At 47.8% G+C, this 16,474-nt stretch carries 11 protein-coding genes; 4 read left to right on the top strand and 7 right to left on the bottom strand.

The features are described 5' to 3' along the window. Positions 1 to 78 precede the first annotated feature (78 nt). Positions 79 to 1,116, bottom strand: coding sequence for a FecR domain-containing protein (locus ACLHR0_RS15185; RefSeq protein WP_436487619.1), 1,038 nt, complete (start codon positions 1,114 to 1,116; stop codon positions 79 to 81). Positions 1,117 to 1,188: 72 nt separating this feature from the next. Beyond that, positions 1,189 to 1,743: a sigma-70 family RNA polymerase sigma factor gene (locus ACLHR0_RS15180; RefSeq protein ID WP_429048843.1), complete on the bottom strand. Its 555-nt coding sequence runs from the start codon at positions 1,741 to 1,743 to the stop codon at positions 1,189 to 1,191. 295 nt (positions 1,744 to 2,038) lie between these two features. Here ACLHR0_RS15180 and ACLHR0_RS15175 point away from each other — a divergent pair, with 295 nt between their 5' ends. Next, a complete protein-coding gene (locus tag ACLHR0_RS15175; RefSeq protein ID WP_436487616.1) occupies positions 2,039 to 3,361 on the top strand; it encodes a DUF3108 domain-containing protein in 1,323 nt (440 codons plus the stop codon). On the opposite strand, the gene ACLHR0_RS15170 is transcribed toward ACLHR0_RS15175, so the two are convergent. Next, positions 3,362 to 3,715, bottom strand: coding sequence for a winged helix-turn-helix transcriptional regulator (locus ACLHR0_RS15170; protein WP_429048840.1), 354 nt, complete (start codon positions 3,713 to 3,715; stop codon positions 3,362 to 3,364). It abuts the gene before it with no gap. Between the two features lie 112 nt (positions 3,716 to 3,827). Here ACLHR0_RS15170 and ACLHR0_RS15165 point away from each other — a divergent pair, with 112 nt between their 5' ends. Both ACLHR0_RS15165 and ACLHR0_RS15160 read left to right on the top strand, forming a co-directional pair. Continuing rightward, positions 3,828 to 4,241, top strand: coding sequence for a carboxymuconolactone decarboxylase family protein (locus ACLHR0_RS15165; RefSeq protein WP_436487614.1), 414 nt, complete (start codon positions 3,828 to 3,830; stop codon positions 4,239 to 4,241). 134 nt (positions 4,242 to 4,375) lie between these two features. After that, positions 4,376 to 6,760, top strand: coding sequence for a TonB-dependent siderophore receptor (locus ACLHR0_RS15160; RefSeq protein WP_436487612.1), 2,385 nt, complete (start codon positions 4,376 to 4,378; stop codon positions 6,758 to 6,760). 80 nt (positions 6,761 to 6,840) lie between these two features. Here the strand turns inward: ACLHR0_RS15160 and ACLHR0_RS15155 are convergent, their stop codons facing one another. After that, positions 6,841 to 8,595, bottom strand: coding sequence for an eCIS core domain-containing protein (locus ACLHR0_RS15155; RefSeq protein WP_436487610.1), 1,755 nt, complete (start codon positions 8,593 to 8,595; stop codon positions 6,841 to 6,843). Positions 8,596 to 8,763: 168 nt separating this feature from the next. On the opposite strand from ACLHR0_RS15155, the gene ACLHR0_RS15150 reads away from it, so the two are divergent. Beyond that, a complete protein-coding gene (locus tag ACLHR0_RS15150) occupies positions 8,764 to 9,603 on the top strand; it encodes an alpha/beta fold hydrolase (RefSeq protein ID WP_436487609.1) in 840 nt (279 codons plus the stop codon). Positions 9,604 to 9,609: 6 nt separating this feature from the next. Here ACLHR0_RS15150 and ACLHR0_RS15145 read toward each other — a convergent pair whose 3' ends face one another. From ACLHR0_RS15145 to ACLHR0_RS15135, 3 genes are all read right to left on the bottom strand, one after another. Beyond that, positions 9,610 to 10,584 carry a hypothetical protein gene (locus ACLHR0_RS15145; protein WP_436487607.1) on the bottom strand — a complete coding sequence of 325 codons (975 nt, stop codon included), beginning with the start codon at positions 10,582 to 10,584 and terminating at the stop codon, positions 9,610 to 9,612. Between the two features lie 161 nt (positions 10,585 to 10,745). Next, complete coding sequence (locus ACLHR0_RS15140; protein WP_436487605.1) at positions 10,746 to 11,663, bottom strand: PorP/SprF family type IX secretion system membrane protein; 918 nt, start codon at positions 11,661 to 11,663, stop codon at positions 10,746 to 10,748. Positions 11,664 to 11,673: 10 nt separating this feature from the next. Then, positions 11,674 to 16,474: MBG domain-containing protein (locus ACLHR0_RS15135; protein WP_436487604.1), on the bottom strand; the 4,801-nt coding region annotated here is incomplete at its 5' end.

Raw genomic sequence — 16,474 nt, 5'->3', positions numbered from 1 at the left:
TGTTTTTTTTGAATCCGGGGCATAGCAAGCCCCGGGCGCCTTTGCGCCTTTTGTGGAATAGAACTGTAATTTGTTGAATTATTTCTTCTTAATAATAAATCCGCTATCGTTCCGGATAAGCTTCAGATTATTGGGAAGCGTTAAATCGGTCAGTATCTTCACCAGTGAGTCCGTCTTTTCAAACTTACCATCGAAATAAATTTCCGTCACATCCGACGGATAATAATAGATGGCTACGCCGTAATAGTTGCTCAGCTGATCGAGGACCTGTGCCATTGGTTGATTATTGAATTTATACCAGTCCGGCTTTGCACTGCTCGTGCCGTTGTTTCCTGCTTTTACTAATATATCCGTGCCCGTAGTATTGAAGTCTGCTACGATGGATTTTCCTGTTTTGCGGTAATACCGGAGCTCTTTGCCGGGTGTAAGTACTACCTTTTTATTATTGGCGGTTCCCTGTATCAATACTTTACCGGTATTGAGCCTTACGGTGATTATATCTTCCGCCGGGATTGCTTTCACATGAAAAAAGGTGCCCAGAACGGTGGTATTCAGTTCGCTGCTATACACAACGAAGGGATGTAATTTATCAGCTACTACGGTAAAATCTGCTTCTCCTGAGAGATATATGTTCCTGTTTTCCCTGAACTGTTTATCGTATACTATGCTGGCCGTCGGGAACAGCTGTATCACGGATCCGTCCGGCAGTACGGTGGTGATGGTTTTGCCACTGTTGTTTTCCGCGCGTTCCTGTTGTTCCCGCGGAATAGATGGCATTGCTGCGGAAGCAATGGTTGTTTCCTTTTGATGGTCACGGTTTACCAGTAACAAGCTTGCGCCTATCAGCACGCCGGCAGTTATTGCTGCGACGGCCACTCGTTTCGCCCATTTCATACGGCTATTGGCAGATGCACTTTGGCGGTGGATATTTTTCAGCCACTGCTGGGAAACAGTTTCCGGAAAATTACCATCGTCCTGTATTTGCAGGAATTCTTCTTCCGGCAGATATTTCTCCAGTACTTCCGGATGCTCCCGGAGATACGTGGCTACCTCACGGGCTTCTGCCGGTGTGCATTGATTGCTAAAGAACCGCGCCAGTAATTCGTCATTTATCATGTTATGTACGGCTGATAGATAAGTAATACGTTCGTGAAAGGCCAACTACTTAGTCGGAATGGAAAAATATTTTCAAAACGGGAAAAAGCAGGCTACAAGGGATAGCAGCAGCCCGAGATAATGTTTTATTTGCCTGATGGCCTGGAAGATGTGTGACTCTACTGTTCTGGACGACAAGGAAAGTTCATGCGCTATTTGCTGGTAGCTCATGCCTTTAAAACGGCTCATTTCAAATACTTTACGGCGCATAGGCGGCATTTCCTCCAATGCATGGGCCAGTTTATGCTGCAGTTCCTTTTCGGCCAGCTTGCCCCAGAGCTCATCCGCCGGCAGGGTATACCGCTCAATTACATGGATCACCTTTTCCTTGTACACGGTTTCCTTCCGGAGAAAGTCGATCAGGGTAGTGCGGGCAATCCGGAACAGCTGGAGCTGCACGTCGAGGTCGTCTGCCAGGCTTTCCCGGTAGTTCCAGAATTTGATGAATGTAAGCTGTACTACCTCCTCTGCGATGAAAGAAGACTTTGTTTTCCGGAGAATAAAATAGTAGATCCTTTTGTGGCAGGAATAATATACTTCATTAAATACCAAAAGGTTACCTTGTTTCAAAGCAGCTATAGTATTCACAACGTGGCGTTTTACTACGGCAATTTAAATAAATAAAAGCGGGATTTCCTATAAAAGGATGATAATGAAGGAATCGAAGGTAATGGAGCAGCTCCCGGAAAGTCTTGCCCGATACAACGGCAGCGCGTTGAAAAATCCCTGTAAACCAGTAGCATAAAATCCCTGATTACCAGTAGTCCAACAAGCCGGAAAAGCGTTTACTTTTGACGAGGAATTACATACACAAAGTATCTTGCAGATTACAAGAAAATCACAACCGGTTACCTATATTTTGGACAAAGCACATTGAACAAGCATGATCAGTTTTAAGCATTCCCGGGTACGGGGCATTTTTTTTACGCTGCAGCTCCTCATTACAGCAGGTTTCTGTAAAGCACAAGTCGCGTTAACACCAGGGAACATTCCTTTTGATACAAAATTCCTCAAAACCGGGAAGTATGAAATGGGCTGTTTTATTGTAGATGGCGCCATGGAAAGGGAGATCAGTTCATTTATCATTGATATTAATGCGAATAAAGAGACCTTGTCTATTTATACCACATTATACCAGGCCGGTTCTGATGATCCACGGGTTGATACCATTATTTCTGACGGGAAGACCTTTACCCCTCTTTACCGTTCCTCTTTTAACAGCAACTATGAATTGCAGCTGAAGTATGGGAAGGAAGTTACAGGTTATCATTACGACAAACAAAGCCGCAAAAAGCGTGTCATTAAGGAACCGGTAACAGAAGCATTTTTTGATGGTTATTGTTATCCCTATCTACTTGGATTACTTCCGCTTACTTCCGGGTACAGTGCAAATATGCCGGTGTACGATTACCGGCCCGAGAATACGAATAATTTAAAGAAGGCGCTTATTGAGGAAGTAACCAGCGGTATGTACACCAGCAGCCTTACCGGTGCGCATAAAGTTTGGCTGGTGACCGTATTTGAGGAGGCCACCAAAGACAAGTACGTGTATCACATCGACAAAGAAACCCGCCGGTTGTGGAAGGTGGATATCCATTCCAATGCCGGTCAGCATATTCTGATGGTGGACAGGGAGACAGATTTTAATCCCTTTAAGAACACTTTTGATAAAGTGGCTACCATGAAACTGATCAAGTCGGGCAGCGCGGTAATTAGCGGGCAGGCCTTTGCAAAAGATAACGAGAATGAAGGAATGCTGAAAGGTATTGCCGTACTCAATATCAATAAAAAGCAATTCGCACCGACAGGTACCTCCATCGTTTTGATTCCCTATACCGATTTCTTTAAAGAGTGGGTGAAATTAAATGAATCATCCAGGAAAAAAGGAAGACCTGTTCCACTTCCTAAAGAGGCGGCAGAGTGTATCAAGACGGCAACGGTATATGACGACAAGGGACATTTTGAATTTGTAAACCTGATGCCAGGCGACTACCTGATCTTTGCGGAATTTGGTTACGTTCATACCTCCAGGAGAACCGAAGTAGTAGGTTATACTGATACTTATGTAAATGGCTTGTACCAGGGCACCCGAGAGAACACCACCGTCAGGAGTTATGCTGGTAATGCTGGCGCCAGTGTTAAAAAGGTAGTGACCATAGAAAAGGAAGGAGAGAATGTAGAGATAAAACTGAAGAAGACTTTATAATTACTTAGGCGGATACTCAATGCCGGCTTCCTGGATCAGCTCATATCCATACTTCATAATATGTTCAATCACCGGTATTGCTTTCAATCCTTTTGAAGTAATCGCATATTCAACTTTAGGCGGCACAACCGGGTAAACGGTCCGCCTGATCAATCCCTTTTCCTCCAGTTCCTTCAGTTGGCTTGCCAGCATTTTATGAGTGATATGCGGAATATCTTTTTTTAATTCTCCATACCGGAGCACATTGGACTGAAGACGCCAGAGTATCGGCATTTTCCAGGTGCCGCCAATATGCTTCAGTGCAAATTCCATTGGGGTATAGTAGAGCGTCTTATCATGAAAAAATTCAGGCATGAGTAAAAAGTTGAATGTCAACACACTTTCGTTTTTGTAAGTATATCACATAAAAGTGCATATCGTCTATTGAAGTGATGGTATTTTAATTTGCGCCAAAATTATAGATAATATGGATTACATAAAAATTTCAAAAGAAGCGGTTGGTTATTTATATAAATCTCATGCAACGTTGAGACAGTCGGAGATAGATGTTAAATTAATCGCCCTTGCAGAACTGCGGGTATCTCAAATAAATGGTTGTGCCTATTGCTGCAGTTTTCATGCTAATGAGCTCCGTGAGTTTGGATATGACCAGCGTTTACTGGACAAATTACCCGGATGGAAACTTTCTTCCTCATTTGATGCCAGGCAGAAATCAGTATTACAATGGGCTGAAGCCATCACACAGTTGCACGGTGATTTAACCGGCTACCAGCGGGATCTTGAAAATCATTTCTCCACAAAAGAAATAGTAGATTTGACCACCAGCATTTCGCTTATGAATGCTTTAAACCGGCTTCGTATATCATTGGGAGATCATTAAGTAATATGCACTTGATAAGATACTTCCGGCAATAACGGTCACTCAAATGGAAGTTCCCAATTGCGTAAAAACTATTCCGGATACGCGTGGGTTACCGCTGCGTATTTGTCCATTTTTGCGGACAAAAAATAACAATGATCTCCAAAATATTTGCCTTTGCTATCTTTTCACTGACATTATTTATAAATGGCATTTCAGCGCAAAGCATTAACCCTGGCGCTTTAAAAGGCACGGTGTATACATCCGACAAGAAAGCGGCTGCCTATGTAACTATTGTGATGAAAGAAGCCAGGCGCAGCGTATTAACAGATGAAACAGGGAGTTTCCAGATAAACCGGATCCTGCCCGGCAGCTATGAGTTGGTGATTTCTCTCATGGGCTATGAAACATTGCAACGGAGTATTACCATTCGCCCGGGCAGTACGGAAACTATTTCCCTGCAATTACAGGTATCAGAAAAGCAACTCGCCGAGGTAAACGTTACTTCCGGCAGGAACCGGTTTATTAAAACACAAAGCATTTTCGCGGCTAAGATGCCATTGAACAACCTCGAAAACCCACAGGTGTATACAACGGTAACACAGGCATTATTACAGGACCAGCTGAATGTTGTTTATGCAGATGCACTGAAAAACGTTCCTGGTGTAATCATGCAACTGGAGAATAACAGTGCAGGCGGTACGGTTACTTCCCGTGGCTTTGCCACACAGTCATTTCTCCGGAACGGCGTGCCGGGTATTATTGGCGGCGGTACACTGGACCCCGCCAATATTGAAAGCATTGAAGCGATAAAAGGGCCCTCCGGCGCCCTGTTTGGTTCCAGCCTGGTATCGTTTGGCGGCTTGTTTAACCGCGTCACAAAAAAACCGCTCGACACCTTTCAAACCCGTATAGGCTTCACCGGTGGAGGATTTGGGCTCAGCCGGTTTGAGGCAGATGTGAATGTACCCGTTGATAAGGCACACCGGGTATTGGCAAGAGTAAATGCCGCCCAGTATGCAGAAGGCAGTTTTCAGGATGCAGGCTTTAAAAATTATTTTTTCGTGGCCCCGGTGGTTACGTATCAGCTGTCAGAAAAAACAAAGCTGACAGTGGAAGCGGAGTACAAGAAGGAGAAGGCAAACAGCTTTTACCGGCTTTTCGCTGATGGAAGCTATAATAGCGGCGTGCGGAGTCCCGAAGCGCTGAACATGGATTTTAAAAGGCGGTTCAGCAACGACGACCTTTTTGTAACCCCCACCAATACCAACTTCTTTGCAGAGCTGCAGCACCGTTTTTCAGACGTATGGCAAGCCCGCGCCACCTATACCTATCTCACTTCGCAGGCCGGCGGGGCAACTGGCTATTTAAGTATGAAAGCAGGGAATGATTCGCTCAGCCGCAACATGACCTATACGGAATATACGAATAGCTATGCCACCGACTTTCAATATAATCTGACAGGTGATTTTAAAATAGGCCGCCTGCGAAACCGCCTGCTGGTTGGAACGGATATCTATTCGGCAACTACCAGGTCCAGTTCTCCCGGAACAGTTGTCTTTGATGTGGTAAGCGTAACCAAGCCAGGGGCAGCGTATTCCGCCCTGAACCGGCTGGCGTTACAGGACAGGATAAAGGGCCTCGCATATACCCGCACCAAAGCTGTGCAAAATATGTATAGTGTATATGTGCAGGATGTACTCAATATTACGGAGCAGCTTATAGCCATGGCCAGTGTCCGCGTGGACTATTTCGACAATCCCGGCACAAAGAATCTGACGAGGGACACCACCACGGGCAAGTATAACCAAACGGCAGTATCGCCAAAATTCGGACTTGTTTACCAGATCATAGCAGACCAGCTTTCCCTGTTTGGGAACTACAGCAATGGATTTCAAAATATAGCACCTGTGCAGCAGCCCGATGGCACCACCAGCAATTTCAAGCCGAGCCAGGCCAATCAATGGGAAGGAGGTATTAAAGCCGGGTTGGCGAATGGTAAATTAGCAGGAAGCCTGAGTTATTACTCCATCCGCGTGTCGGATGTTACCCGTCCGGATGCTCCGGAACGGCCTGCATTTACTGTTCAAAATGGTATACAGTACAGCAAAGGAATTGAGGGGGAAATTACAGCCATGCCTTTCCGCGGATTACATATCGTGGCAGGGTATGCGTATAACGACAGCAAGCTTAAGAAAAGCAGTCCGGCCCTGGAAGGCTTCCGGCCAGGCAGTGCCGGCCCCCGCAACCTGGCCAACTTCTGGCTGAGCTACCGCGTGCCCGCCGGTCAGCTAAAAGGACTGGGGATAGGCTTCGGAGGTAATTATGCCGACGATAACATTGTAGACGTAAGCACCACTTCGCTTTATACCCTGCCCGCTTTTACCACGCTGAATGCTTCCCTTAGCTATGAACAACCGCGTTACCGTGTTATTGTAAAGGCTGATAACCTGAATAATGAAAAATATTGGGTAGGATGGGCAACTACAATTCCGCAAATGCCGTTCCGTTTAAGCGCTGCCGGGTATCTCAAATTTTAAATGCTGAATGATACAATGGGAACATCTTCGAATAGCGAAAGTGTTCCCGTTGCCTGGGAATTTGTTTTTCCAAAACAGTGCTATGGATGCGGCGGCATTGGCGTATGCGTACCAATTGGCCTGATGGTCCACCAAACGGTATACAGCCGGCTGTTCATAGCCCATTTGTTAAAGGCCGTTTTTTGCATGAACAGGAATCTTTTCTTAATCCGCGCTCTGAGGCTTTCGCTGGCGGAGGCATTGTTATATCTATCCGATAACAGGTTCAATCTGCGTACGAAATCCACTTCTTCGTCGTAGATGATCATGGCTAACTGGTGGTCCGGGTTTAATGCCGCTTCATTATCACCATGACCATCATCTTCTTCTACTTCTACTTCCTTCTCTTTTCTCGTTTTCTTCTTTCTCTCGTTGCTGATCTGATTTAGCTGTTCCCGGACTGATACTGCTTTTACAAAGGGAAAGCATCTTTCCGGAATAACAATTTCCCCACCTCCGGACATGATATAATAGCATAATTCGTCGCCATATTCCTTATCGAGGATATCTACATGATTACTCTCCTCGTTAGGTGATTTTCTCGCCGCAATGCCTGACTTGATATATATAGCAACAAAGCTGTCGCCATATACGACGCCGCTCACGACGGTAGCAAGCTTCTTTTTCCCTACATGTGATACGTAAAACCCAGGTCCTTTGCCTATATGATTGGCGGAATCTATTTTTTCCACTGCGGGGCCGTTCGCCACGAGGCTCTCTACGTTTGCATGTTCAGTTTCGTGGATGCCGAGCTTTTTCAGTCCCCGGAAAGTCTCGGGGAAATTTTCCCATCCAAACTCTTCAGGCGTCTGACGGCGTTGCCGTTGCTGGGATACCTGCGGAACCTGGACAAATGAAAAGTTCTGGGCGCCCGGGAAATCTTCAGGTCCAAATCCCTCGTCCTCTTCCAATTCTTCTTCATCCCCTCCATCCTTTTTCTCTTTTTCTTCTTTTTCATCTGCTGATGATTCTGCCTCCAGGTCTTCAATTATATTACCAACCTGGATATCATCGCTGTTAAGTAACCGGATCAGTCTTACCAGTTCTGTCTTTTCATTTTCTTTCAGTGGCTTGGTTATCCCAAAATGCGGATGCCAGCCCATGGCAAGCTTCAGGTCATCCAGTTTGGACGACCCTGTAACGTCTACACCGTTGATCAGCATCAGTTGGGCGGTGGGAACAGTTAAAGCAGGCGCCTGTTTTTTGAAATCTTTATAGGGTACGGCTGCGGGATCTTTTGCAAGCTGTACGGCCTTATGGCCCATTTCGTCAGCTTCTTTTTCCAGGCCAGCATCATCATTGATGTTTACCTTGCCTTTCAACTGCGTAGTAGGACTTACTCTTCCCTGTTTTTGCTGTACAACATGCCAGACTTCATGTGGCAGATGCTTTTCCTGACCAGGCGCCAGATGTATGTCCGTTCCACGGGCAAAAGCGTGCGCCTGTAGTTGTGAAGGCTGATGGGAATTGTAATGTACGTTTACATCGTCCATTGCATAACCCGACAAATTTTCAATACCTGATTTAAGGCTATCGGGCAAACCGGTGTTATTTGATTTTAATTGAAACGGCTTTATATCTGCCTGCCTGTTTTCATCATTTCCAGTTCTCCCCCGGAATAGCTGAACGGCTGTTGAGTTCATTTGCAGAGGAACCTCTTCCTCCTCATCTTTTTTTGAAGATTTTTTTTGAAGCGGCTGAACGGCTGGCCTTGATATTCCTGAAATGCTGTGATGGTGTGCAGCGGCTGAGGGAGAGGAGTGTATCGCTCCGGTATTAAGGTTTTCATGTGACATAATGTGAGGGATTGGATTATATCATAGCTTGTAATTTACATTATTTGATTTATAAAATAATGCAAATTGGTTTGAAATCCTGACAAGGGTTTTACCGCAGCGCTGCCTGCAGTTTAGATGGGTATAGTCTTTGCGCCGGATGTAAAGGTTAACCTAAAAAAGAAGATTATGCAGCTGATGTCTCACATACCGGCGCCGGCCGAAGTATTCAAATTTCAGGATCAGGAAATACGATTTGGGGTGCTGGGAACAGGTGCACCACTTGTACTGCTTCACGGAACCCCTTTTTCTTCCGTTGTATGGAGGCGTATTGGTTCCTGGCTGGCAGAACACAGGCAGGTATTTTACTATGATCTTCCCGGTTACGGATATTCGGAAAAAAAAGAAGGGCAGGATGTATCGCTTGGTATTCAAAATAAAGTTTTCGCTGCATTGCTGCAACATTGGGGACTGGACCGGCCTGATATCGTGGCGCATGACTTTGGCGGCACCACCGCATTGCGGACGCACTTGCTCGACGGCCGGGATTACCGCTCGCTGACCCTGATTGATCCGGTGGCAATAGGACCGTCGGGCTCTCCATTTGTGCAGGCCGCAAAAAATCATCCGGAAGTTTTTACGGGGCTTCCCGCTTATATTCATGAAGCGATCCTTCGCGCATATATTAGTGGCGCTGCATTTCATCCGCTGCCTGAAGATGTAATGCAGCTGTACCTGCAACCCTGGTTGGGAGAAACAGGTCAGGCGGCTTTCTACCGGCAGATCGCACAGATGAGCGATCAATATACCGACGAAATAGAAAACCATTTTTCTGAAATCCGTTGCCCGGTAACAATTTTATGGGGTGAAGATGACCAGTGGATACCTTTGGAGCGCGGAAAGGAACTGAGCAGGCGTATCGGAAACGCCCGCCTTCATGTAGTGCCCCAGGCAAAACACCTTGTCCAGGAAGATGCGCCTGAGGCTATTATTGCAACGGTTCTCGGTTTTTTATCAACGGCCGGATGAAGATAGCTATCTGATCACTAACCCGGTTATTCCGCCGATGATGTCATTCAAACCTGCCGGCTTTTCATTTTTCCAATAGGTGGCTTTGCCATCAAGATAGCCGGCTACATAAACATCGTTTCCTGCCACCGCAATTACATTTACGCCGGCGCCGGCTTCTTCTTTTCCATCGGTCAGCCTCACTGCTTTCCCGTTCTTCCAGCATACAATGATATTTGCGCCGGCCTCATTTCTGTCGATCCCCGCCACGTATACTTCATTACCGGACACCGTAATGGCATTTGCCCTGCAGCCATCCGGAAGCATCACCGGCTCACCGTTTTTCCAATACATGGCCACTTCCTTTCCGGCTTCATCAATTTTAAAACCCGCCACGTAAATATCGTTGCCGGATATGGCAATGGCATGTGCTTCCGCGCTCGTTTTTCCGTCCGACAGTGCTACCGCATTTCCATTTTTCCAGCAGGTGGCAACATATTCACCCTGGTCATTTGCCTGGTAGCCGGCGATATACACATCGCCGCCGCCCAGCACAATGCCGTGCAGTTTTGTGTCTTTACCCAGTGAGGCGGCTACGCCGTTTTTCCAGTACACCGCATCGCTGCCATTGTTTCCAATCACATGCACATCCGGACCTGATACACTGATACCAACAGCTTTCGAATATGTTTCCCCGTTAGCGAGCGTTATAGCTTTACCATTTTTCCAATAAGTGGCAACAGGCTCCCCGGCAGTGTTATATTCATGACCGGCTACATACTCGTCATTACCTGATACCGCAATGGCGGCAGCTCCCGCCTGTGTTTTGCCATCCGTTAGCCGGATCGTTTTTCCATTGTTCCAGTAAGTGAGACCAGGGTCTTTACCGGAATAATCATCATATACCATTAACATAGCAGGGGAGGATTGGGCATTAACAGTAGAGGTAGCGGTTAACAGCAATAGCAGCGCGCCAGCCAGCGGGTTAATTTTTTTGATCATGTTTTACTTTTTGCAATGTTCCGTTTAATGTTCCTGAAGATGGGGTATCATCAGGATGCTAAATACCGGCTTAAGATACGATTTTTTATATACAAAGGAGAGGGGATTGTATCAAAATGCTTTTGATACAATCCCCTTTTTTCCAGGTAGTACTGCAAGTCTTATCTGAAAAGATGAACCACCAGGTTTACCTCAAATGTTCCATTGGTATAATTACGTAAGCCTGCCGTCTGCGAGTTGTAGATTAGCTGGAATCCGGCTATGGACCTGTAGCTTACGCCCACACCTGCACTAAAGCTTTTCGAGGAGTGGTACAGGGCGAATGCATTCAGTTGTTGTTGCAGGAAGATGAAATTAGCGCCGGCATCAATAATATTATCATATCCTTTCACGCCGCGCATACATATCTTCGGTTCTATTGAATTGAGCTGCCCGGCCATTTCAAATTTATAACCGGCTGCAGCGAAGTACAGTGCGCGGTCTATTCCATCATCCTCGGCTTTGTTTTTAACAAAGCTCACCAGGTTGGGTACAGATCCCTGCAGTGTAAGTCCTTTACGGGTATAGGCCATACCGAAGTCTCCTTCAAAATAATTATCTCTTCTGTTGAATGCATTGATATAGGTGTCGGTTACATCGCCGTTGATCCCTTTGGTATCCAGCCGGCGGTTTACAAATGCGGCCGACAAACCAAAATGCAATACACTCACACCGCTCAAACTCAGTGGCAGGTGGTATGCATAAGTGAATGCCACTTTTGTACTGTTGATTAAACCAGCTTTGTCGTTAAAGATATTCATACCAATGCCTACACGTTTTCCCAGCATATAGTCGGCCGTAAGGGCTTTGGCCACCGGTGCGCCAGGTATATCTGACGACTGGCGCTGATAAGCCATGTATACATGTAACCCGGTGTCAATCCCTGCCATCGCGGCATTGGCCATGTACTGATCCAGGAAGTATTGCGCCGCCAGTGGCTCATACATCATGGTTGGATTGCCTGCAGTTTGTGCGCCTGCATATTGACTGCCGAGAGCGAAAGCTCCCAGCAGTGCGATATATCTCACATACTTTTTCATAGTCGTTTGCTTAGTAATTTGCATTGACAATAGTGATAAACCCTTTAAACTTCGGCACGTTATTGCCGAGATCAATGATATAATAGTAGGTGCCTTCTGCCAGTCGCTGACCATTTACCGTACCATTCCAGTTGTTGGTATAGCCACGCTGATGGAATATCATGCGCCCTGAACGGTCAAATATCCTGACTTCATTTTGCGGATACATATCGATATTCTTTACCACCCACAGGTCGTTTTTGCCGTCGCCGTTCGGAGTAAGGATATTAGTCGCTTCCAGTTTATAATCTTCTTTAACGGTAATCGTAATATCCTTTGTAACGCTGCAACCACCGGTACCGGTGATGGTTACCTGGTAGTTGGTGGTAACCGCCGGACGGGCTATGGGGGATGCGATATTGGCATCATTCAGTCCTGTGGCGGGCGACCATGCGTAAGTATTGCCGCCGGAAGCAGTAAGACTGATCGTTTCTCCCTTGCTGATGGTGGTGTTGCCATTTGCGCGTACTTCACCCGCCGGCAATGGATTTACGGTTACGGATACTGCTGCGGAGAGCACACCGATGTTGTTGTCGTATATCGCTTTGACGGTGTAGCTGCCACTTTCATTTACTGTCAGCGACCGGCCCGTTGCGCCAGGTATTAAAATTCCATTGCGGTACCATTCATGGGTGGTTGTGCCGCTGGATTGTAACGTCACGGTATTGGGTGCGCAGAAAGTGGTACTGCCCTGCGCGGTGATTACCGGTGCGGTCCATGCGGTAACGATAATGGTTTGTGTGATCGTTTGGGCAGGTTCGTAGTTACTGTTGCCCGGTTGAGACGCGCGGATGTTGGCGGTGCCGGCTGTTCCCACATGCGCTGTATTACCATTGATACTAATGGCAGCGCTGTTGTCGCTGCTAAGCGTAACCGGCAGTCCGGAGCTGGCAGTAGCAGTGAGAATAAAATCAGGATCTCCCTGGTTCTTATTACCTGTTGCGAGGAAGGTAATTTGCTGCTGCGCCTTCGCAATTGTCAGCTGACCATTGGTAAAGGTGATGTTATAGTTGCTGGCCGTTAAACCTGAAGGCGTAATGATATAAGTGCCTGCATTAATGGCTCCTTGCGATGTACCTGTGTAAACCAGCGTACCGGTTAAACTGGTTGCGCCGTCGCCATTCACCAATCCCGTATAGTCTACCCCGTTACCACCTGTATAGCCGCTGCCGGTATAGGTTCGTACTTCGTCCCTGGCTTTAATGGTCAGCGCAGCTTTGGCAACGTTGAATGTTTGTGTTGCCTGCGTGGCTGGCGAGTAGTTGCCGTTGCCAGCCTGATCGGCCGCAATGGTTATACTGCCTGCGCCGGTAATGGTAACGGTGTTGCCGCTGATGGAAGCCGGACCGCTTACCACGCTGTAGCTCACCGCTAACGCACTACTGCTGTTGGCGCCGAGTGTAAAGGCGGCGTCGCCATATGTTTTGTTAGCGATAGCGGGGAAGGTGATGGTTTGCGAGGTGAGCCCAACAGTTAAGGTACCATTCACCGGTGTGAAGATGTAATTGGCCGCTGTCAGCGGAGTTACATTCACGGTAATAGGATAGGTACCCGGTGCGCTGCTGTTATTCGCACTGGTGCTGAGTCCTGGTGTGCCATTCACCACGCTGCTGTTTTCATTATTTACAAATCCGGTAATGGTGTAAGTGAGCGGCGGATTATTAGTGCCGTATGCTTTTTGCTTATCATCCGCGGTTACGGTCAGCGTGGCCGGCGCTACCCGGAACGACTGGCTCACTGCTGCTGCCGCCGTGTAATTGGCGTCACCCGCCTGTATAGCGCTTATGGTTACATTGCCCGCACCGGTGATGGTAACAGTGTTGCCGCTCACCGTAGCCGGACCGGCGGTTACGGTATAAGTTACTGTCAACCCTACATCGCTGGTAGCGTTGAGCGTAAAGGCCGCATCGCCATATGTTTTGTTAGAGATAGCCGGGAAGGTGATAGTTTGCGCCGCCTTTGTAATAGTGAGCGATCCATTGGCAAAGTTAAAGTCGTAGTTAGCGGCTGTTAACGTGCCGGCAGTCACCGTAATCGGATAAACACCAGGTGCGCTGTTGATATCAGCGGTGTGAGTAATGATAGCATCACCACTTACTACACTGCTGTTTTCACCGTTTACAAAACCGGTGATGGTATAATCTGGTGTTGGATTAGTTTGTTTGTATACCCTGTTTTTATCACTAGCCGTTACCGTTAGGGTGGCTTTGGCAACGTTGAAAGTTTGTGTAACCTGAGTCGCTGGTGAGTAGTTGCCGTTGCCTGCCTGATCGGCCGCAATGGTAACGCTGCCCGCGCCGGTAATGGTAACAGTGTTGCCGCTGATGGTAGCCGGACCGCTTACCACGCTGTAGCTCACCGCTAACATACTGCTACTGGTGGCACCGAGTGTAAACGCCGCATCACCGTATGTTTTGTTAGTGATAGTCGGGAAGGTGATAGCCTGAGAGGTCAGCCCAACGGTTAAGGTGCCATTCACCGGTGTGAAGATGTAATTGGCCGCTGTAAGCGGAGTTACATTCACGGTGATAGGGTATGCACCCGGCACACTGCTGTTATTCGCGCTGGTGCTGAGTCCCGCTATACCATTCACCACGCTGCTGTTTTCACTGTTTACAAATCCGGCGATGGTATAAGTGAGCGGCGGATTATTAGTGCCGTATGCTTTTTGCTTATCATCCGCAGTTACGGTCAGCGTGGCCGGCGCTACCTGGAACGACTGGCTCACCGCTGCTGCCGCCGTGTAATTGGCGTCACCTGCCTGTGTAGCGTTTATGGTTACATTGCCCGCACCGGTGATGATAACGGTATTACCACTCACCGTAGCCGGACCTGCAGTTACAGCGTAAGCTACAGGCAATCCTGCATCGCTGGCAGCGTTGAGCGCAAAGGCCGCATCGCCATATGTTTTGTTAGAGATAGCCGGGAAGGTGATGGTTTGAGATGCCTTTGTAATAGTGAGCGATCCACCTGCAAAGTTAAAGTCGTAGTTAGCGGCTGTTAACGTGCCGGCAGTCACCGTAATCGGATAAACACCCGGTGCGCTGTTGATATCGGCAGTATGAGTAATGGTGGCATCACCACTTACTACACTGCTGTTTTCGCCGTTTACAAAACCGGTAACAGTATAATCCGGTGTTGGATTAGTTTGTTTGTATACCCTGTTTTTATCATTAGCCGTTACCGTTAGTGTGGCTTTGGCAATGCTGAAAGTTTGTGTTGCCTGCGTGGCCGGCGAGTAGTTGCCGTTGCCTGCCTGATCTGCCGCAATGGTAACGCTGCCTACGCCGGTAATGGTAACGGTGTTGCCGCTGATGGAAGCCGGACCGCTTACCACGCTGTAGCTCACCGCTAACGTACTGCTGCTGTTGGCGCCGAGTGTAAAGGCGGCGTCACCGTATGTTTTATCAGTGATAGCGGGGAAGGTGATGGTTTGCGAGGTGAGCCCAACAGTTAAGGTACCATTCACCGGTGTGAAGATGTAATTGGCCGCTGTCAACGGAGTTACATCCACAGTAATAGGGTATGCACCCGGCACACTGCTGTTATTCGCACTGGTACTGAGTCCCGGTGTACCATTCACCACACTGCTGTTTTCATTGTTTACAAATCCGGCGATGGTGTAAGTGAGCGGCGGATTATTAGCGCCGTATGTTTTTTGCTTATCATCCGCAGTTACGGTCAGCGTGGCCGGCGCTACCTGGAACGACTGGCTCACTGCCGCTGCCGCCGTGTAATTGGCGTCACCTGTCTGTATGGCGCTTATGGTTACATTGCCCGCACCGGTGATGGTAACGGTATTACCACTCACCGTAGCCGGACCGGCGGTTACGGTGTAAGTTACTGTTAACCCTGGATCGCTGGTAGCGTTGAGCGTAAAGGCTGCATTGCCGTATGTTTTACCGGTGATAGCCGGGAAGGTGATAGTTTGCGCCGCCTTTGTAATAGTGAGCGATCCGTTGGCGAAGTTAAAGTCGTAGTTAGCGGCTGTTAATGTACCCGCAGTGACCGTAATCGGATAAACACCCGGTGCGCTGTTGATATCGGCAGTATGAGTAATGGCGGCATTTCCACTTACTACACTGCTGTTTTCGCCGTTTACAAAACCGGTAACAGTATAATCCGGTGTTGGATTAGTTTGTTTGTATACCCTGTTTTTATCATTAGCCGTTACCGTTAGTATGGCTTTGGCAACGTTGAATGTTTGTGTTGCCTGCGTGGCCGGCGAGTAGTTGCCATTACCTGCCTGATCGGCCGCAATGGTAACGCTGCCTGCGCCGGTAATGGTAATAGTATTGCCACTGATGGTAGCCGGACCGCTTACCACGCTGTAGCTCACCGCTAACGTACTACTGCTGTTGGCGCCGAGTGTAAAGGCGGCGTCACCGTATGTTTTATCAGTGATAGCGGGGAAGGTGATGGTTTGTGGCGCCAGTCCAACCGTTAAGCTGCCATTTACAGCAGAGAAGGTATAATTGGTCGCTGTCAATGGAGTTATATCCACGGTAATAGGATATGCACCCGGAGCGCTGCTGTTATCAGCACTGGTACTGAGTCCCGGTGTACCATTCACCACACTGTTGTTTTCACTGTTTACAAATCCGGCGATGGTATAAGTGAGCGGCGGATTGTTAGTGCCGTATGCTTTTTGCTTATCATCCGCAGTTACGGTCAGCGTGGCCGGCGCTACCTGGAACGACTGGCTCACCGCTGCTGCCGCCGTGTAATTGGCGTCACCTGCCTGTGTAGCGCTTATGGTTACATTGCCCACG

Source organism: Chitinophaga sp. ARDCPP14, assembly GCF_051362515.1.
GTDB lineage: Bacteria > Bacteroidota > Bacteroidia > Chitinophagales > Chitinophagaceae > Chitinophaga.
The sequence above is the reverse complement of the archived record's forward strand: the minus strand, read 5'-3'. Positions and strand labels throughout refer to the sequence as shown.

Coding starts and splice junctions, on each gene's coding strand:
- ACLHR0_RS15155 (WP_436487610.1), bottom strand. CDS start 8,595: ATGTCACATGAAAACCTTAATACCGGAGCGATACACTCCTCTCCCTCA.
- ACLHR0_RS15165 (WP_436487614.1), top strand. CDS start 3,828: ATGGATTACATAAAAATTTCAAAAGAAGCGGTTGGTTATTTATATAAA.
- ACLHR0_RS15170 (WP_429048840.1), bottom strand. CDS start 3,715: ATGCCTGAATTTTTTCATGATAAGACGCTCTACTATACCCCAATGGAA.
- ACLHR0_RS15185 (WP_436487619.1), bottom strand. CDS start 1,116: ATGATAAATGACGAATTACTGGCGCGGTTCTTTAGCAATCAATGCACA.
- ACLHR0_RS15160 (WP_436487612.1), top strand. CDS start 4,376: ATGATCTCCAAAATATTTGCCTTTGCTATCTTTTCACTGACATTATTT.
- ACLHR0_RS15175 (WP_436487616.1), top strand. CDS start 2,039: ATGATCAGTTTTAAGCATTCCCGGGTACGGGGCATTTTTTTTACGCTG.
- ACLHR0_RS15140 (WP_436487605.1), bottom strand. CDS start 11,663: ATGAAAAAGTATGTGAGATATATCGCACTGCTGGGAGCTTTCGCTCTC.
- ACLHR0_RS15145 (WP_436487607.1), bottom strand. CDS start 10,584: ATGATCAAAAAAATTAACCCGCTGGCTGGCGCGCTGCTATTGCTGTTA.
- ACLHR0_RS15150 (WP_436487609.1), top strand. CDS start 8,764: ATGCAGCTGATGTCTCACATACCGGCGCCGGCCGAAGTATTCAAATTT.